Origin of the sequence: Halomonas sp. MES3-P3E, from assembly GCF_002836035.1 — a bacterium.
Classification (GTDB): Bacteria; Pseudomonadota; Gammaproteobacteria; order Pseudomonadales; family Halomonadaceae; genus Vreelandella; species Vreelandella arctica.
Window position 1 is genome coordinate 1 of sequence record NZ_PJBT01000072.1, and the last position, 4,268, is coordinate 4,268.

Below are 4,268 nucleotides of genomic sequence, written 5' to 3' on the forward strand. Positions count from 1 at the left end.
CTCCATCAGGATCCAATAGAGGGACGCCAAGCCCATCAGTAGAGAGAGCCCCAAAAAGAGCTTTTGCTTTACACTAAGCTTGGTTGCCATGTCCATCTCAGTTGTGGGGAGCAGGGAGACATGTCATCTCAGCCCTGTACCGTGATGGAGTATCATTCAACACCCAATATTTCGCGAAGCTGGTCGGTCGACACTGCACCATTGATACGCTGTACTTTCCCGGCTTCATCACGGTAGTAGCTGGTCGGCGTCCCTGTAGCACCGGCCTCGCGCATGATCTGGGCATGCTTTCTGAGCAGCGCTTGACTCTCCTCCGACGGCTCCACCGGTTTTATGCCGCCATTGCGAAATTCCAATTCATGGGTTTCGAGAGCGCTAGCCGGATTGTCGGCTTCAAGGATTGCGGCAGCTTTGCGAAGACTGTCCTCTGATAGCACGCCGACCAGCACGTGACGAAGCTGTAGTACGCCTTGCTCGATTAGCGGGCGTGAATTCTTCCAGAGTGCGTTGCAGTAGGGGCAGTTGGGGTCTGTTAGTGTGTAAACAATATGCGATGCATCATCATTCCCCTCCGAGATAAAACGAGTGTTTTCAAACGCACTCCAGGCAGCTTCCAGCATGGGTTCCAGCACCAGAGCCTGAAGCTGGCTTTCCATGACGGCATTGCCCTGGGGGTCGATTAACGTACCAATGACGGCATAGTCGGAAGAGGAAGAAATATAAGCCGCCATAGGCTCATTACCATAAGACAAGGCATAGCCTTGGAGGTCGTCAGGCGCTTCGAAGATGCCATGGAAGGTGAACCCTTGATCCACCAACACGGTAATCGTCTTGGGCAAGGGAGACTCAGTATTAGCGGCAATGCCGGCCTGATGACTCTCATTGGCATCGGTTCCTGCTTCCTGCGCCAACGCAGGCAACGTAATAAGACCTAACAGACCTGCAGCGGCTAGGTAATAAGTAGAATGTAGGATATGCCTCATGAATGCTCTCTTTATCAATTACTGTTTTTCCAAGGGATTAGGTCGATCACATTTACTGGCTGGTTTTAGTGCTTCTTATTAAAAAACAGGTACTTGATAAGCGCAGCAACACCAAGCCCCAGTGCAATAATCAACAAGATCGCTATTAGGCCCATCCCCGCCATACCCCACATGCAACTATCACTTCCCATCATTTTGAATTCCTCTTTAACACTACGGTGTTTGGTTTAGGCGCGATGAACAGCCTCGTTTGGCCGTGGTGTGGCATTGCCGGGAACTGGCGTGAAACGGCGTAGCCGCAACGAGTTAGTCAGTACAAAGACACTGGAAACACTCATGGCAGCCGCCGCCAGCATGGGGCTGAGCAATACGCCGATGAACGGATAGAGCACGCCCGCCGCGACGGGGATCAACGCTACGTTGTAGCCATAGGCCCAAACGAAATTGCCGATAATGGTCCGGTGGGTACGCTTGGAGAGCGCCGTGGCATTGACGATGCCTCGCAAATCGCCACTCATCAGCACCACATCGCCGGACTCGATGGCAATATCGGTGCCAGTGCCGATCGCAATGCCCACGTCGGCCTGGGCCAAAGCGGGCGCATCATTGATCCCGTCCCCCACAAAAGCGACGCGCTTGCCCTCCGCCTGGAGACGCCGGATCTCTGCCGCTTTCTGGTCGGGCAGTACCTCAGCGAGAATCTGCTGGATGCCAACCTGTCGGGCGATAGCATCGGCAGTGGCACGGTTATCGCCGGTGAGCATGGCCACTTCCAGCCCTTGCGCTTTGAGTGCTGCGATGGCCTCGGCAGAGCCCTCCTTAAGTGGATCCGCCACCGCGATGACTGCAGCAAGCTGGCCGTCTACCGCGGCATAGAGCGGGCTCTTGGCGTTCTCGGCAAACACCTTGGCGCGTGTTTCTGCCTGGCCGAGCTCGATTTCCAGCCGAAGCATGTAACGATCAGCTCCCACATGTACCAAGTGGCCGTCGACCTCGGCTTCAATGCCGTAGCCAGGCTCGGCACTAAAGCGACTGACCGAGGGTAATTCCAGCCCGCGGGCCTTGGCGCCCTGTACAATAGCCTCGGCGATGGGGTGCTCGCTTTGAGCTTCCACCGCCGCGACCAGTCGCAGCACCTCGTTCTCATGGCCGTTGATCGCTTCGAAGTCGGTCAGCTCGGGGCGCCCCTGGGTCAAAGTGCCGGTCTTGTCCAGCACCACCGTATTCATTTTGGCCAGCGTCTCAAGCGCCGCCCCTTTACGAAATAGCACTCCCATCTCGGCCCCTTTCCCGGTACTGACCATGATGGCCGTTGGGGTGGCTAGGCCCATCGCACAGGGGCAGGCAATTAGCAGTACGCTAACGGTAGTGACGAAAGCAAACGACAAAGACGGCGCCGGTCCGAAAACGAACCAGAGTGCAAAGGTCATCGCGGCGATCGCGATGACCACGGGTACAAATACACCGGCAACCTTGTCGGCCAACTGCTGGATGGGGGGCTTCTCCGCCTGGGCCGTTTCCACCATCTTGACGATCTGTGAAAGCACGGTGTCGGCACCGACTCGCGTGGCCCGAAAGGTAAGTGCACCGTTCTTGTTGATAGTGCCACCGACGACTTCGGAATCCTTCTTTTTGACGACCGGCACTGGTTCACCGCTGATCATCGACTCATCAATGTAGGAGTGACCTTCCTCAACGATGCCATCGACTGGAACACGCTCCCCTGGGCGAACCAAAATACGATCGCCTGTGACGACGGCGTCGATAGGCAGCTCGACGGTTTCATCCTCACGGATGACGCGGGCAGTTTTCGCCTGTAATTGCAGAAGCTTCTTGATCGCCTCGGAGGTGCGGCCCTTGGCAACGTGTTCAAAATAGCGACCGAGCAGAATTAGCGTCACGATCACCGCCGCCGCTTCGAAATAGCTCACGGCGGTTCCGACGGGGAAGAGTCCGGGCACCAGCAGGGCGGCGACCGAATAGAAATAGGCAGCGCTCGAGCCGATCATGACGAGGCTGTTCATGCCCGGATTAAGATGCCGGAGTTCGGCGTAGCCAGCACGATAAAAGCGTGCGCCGGCATAGAACTGCACCGGTGTGGCCAACAACCACTCGATGCCCATCCAGCCGCGATGCGGCATTAGACTCGTTAAAAGCGTGTCAAAAGCGGGAATCATTTTCCCCATGGCGATGATGACCACCGGAATCGTAAATATTGCCGCGAGCACGACGCGGCGGCGAAGCTCGGCTCTCTCCTGGTCCTCGCTGTCCGTTGGTGGCGGCGTATCGGTATCCTGAGGTTCATAGCCTGCCTCGCGGATGGCATGCTGAATACGCGTTAACGAAACGGCTCCCGGCAGGAAACGAACGAAGGCCTTCTGGGTAGCAAGGTTAACACTCACTTCCACCATGCCGGGCAGCTTCGTTAGCGTTCGCTCTATCCGAGAGACACAAGAACCGCAACTCATGCCGGTGACGGGAATCTCGAGACTTTCCACTACCGGTTGATAGCCCGCTGTTTCAATGGCGTCGAGTAGGCTAGTGGTCGTGGTACCTGCTTCGACCTGGATAGCCGCCTTCTGGGTGGCGAGGTTCACTTGAGCGTTGATCACGCCTGGCTGCTGGCTGAGTGCACGTTCCACACGTCCAACACAGGAAGCACAGGACATACCACGAATCTCGATATCGACGTTTTGCGCCATAATGAAGATCTCCTGTTAATTTATCGACGACCCGATATGCAAGCTTGATTCCCATGTTTGCTGTCGAGAAAATGCTCGATCATTCAGCCTGCTCTGCGATAGCTTCAACAATCGGGCAGCCTTCCTGCATAGGCCCTTCGCCTGCACATTCGTCCAGTGTTTTCGATAATACGGCTTCAATTCGCGAGAGGTGTTTGATCTGCTCGCGCACCTTGTGCAGCTTCTCCCCGGCGATGCGCTTAGCTTGCGCCCGGTCGCCATTAGCATCCTGAAGCATTAACAGCTCCCGAATCTCTTGCAGCGTGAAGCCCCACTGCTTGGCATGGACGATGAACTGTAACCGATCCACAGCTTCCAGTGGGTAACGCCGATAGTTGGCATCGGTCCTCCTCGGAGGAGGCATAAGTTTCTCTTTTTCGTAGAATCGAATCGCCTGGCTAGCGACCCCGCTTCGTTCGGCAAGCTCGCCGATACTTAGTGTTTGCATAGCGTTACCTCACGATATTATTAATCTAAGCTTCTGGCAGCCTGACTCAACGAATCTATCGGTCGGGGCTCCTATTGCTCCGGTTGGCGCACGACC

At 56.0% G+C, this 4,268-nt stretch carries 4 protein-coding genes; all 4 read right to left on the reverse strand.

The window, feature by feature from the left end:
• Nucleotides 1-152: 152 nt before the first annotated feature.
• The gene (dsbG, locus tag CXF87_RS11670) at nucleotides 153-983 is read right to left on the reverse strand and encodes a thiol:disulfide interchange protein DsbG (protein ID WP_101146737.1); all 831 of its coding nucleotides are present in this window, start codon (nucleotides 981-983) and stop codon (nucleotides 153-155) included.
• Between the two features lie 65 nt (nucleotides 984-1,048).
• Nucleotides 1,049-1,177: a hypothetical protein gene (locus CXF87_RS22275; protein WP_008958488.1), complete on the reverse strand. Its 129-nt coding sequence runs from the start codon at nucleotides 1,175-1,177 to the stop codon at nucleotides 1,049-1,051.
• Nucleotides 1,178-1,210: 33 nt separating this feature from the next.
• Nucleotides 1,211-3,685, reverse strand: a complete 2,475-nt coding sequence (locus CXF87_RS11675) for a heavy metal translocating P-type ATPase (protein WP_101146738.1) — start codon at nucleotides 3,683-3,685, stop codon at nucleotides 1,211-1,213.
• 79 nt (nucleotides 3,686-3,764) lie between these two features.
• Entirely contained in the window at nucleotides 3,765-4,172 is a 408-nt protein-coding gene (locus CXF87_RS11680; protein WP_008958490.1) for a heavy metal-responsive transcriptional regulator, read from the reverse strand.
• Nucleotides 4,173-4,268: the final 96 nt, after the last annotated feature.

Coding starts and splice junctions, on each gene's coding strand:
- dsbG (WP_101146737.1), bottom strand. CDS start 983: ATGAGGCATATCCTACATTCTACTTATTACCTAGCCGCTGCAGGTCTG.
- CXF87_RS22275 (WP_008958488.1), bottom strand. CDS start 1,177: ATGATGGGAAGTGATAGTTGCATGTGGGGTATGGCGGGGATGGGCCTA.
- CXF87_RS11675 (WP_101146738.1), bottom strand. CDS start 3,685: ATGGCGCAAAACGTCGATATCGAGATTCGTGGTATGTCCTGTGCTTCC.
- CXF87_RS11680 (WP_008958490.1), bottom strand. CDS start 4,172: ATGCAAACACTAAGTATCGGCGAGCTTGCCGAACGAAGCGGGGTCGCT.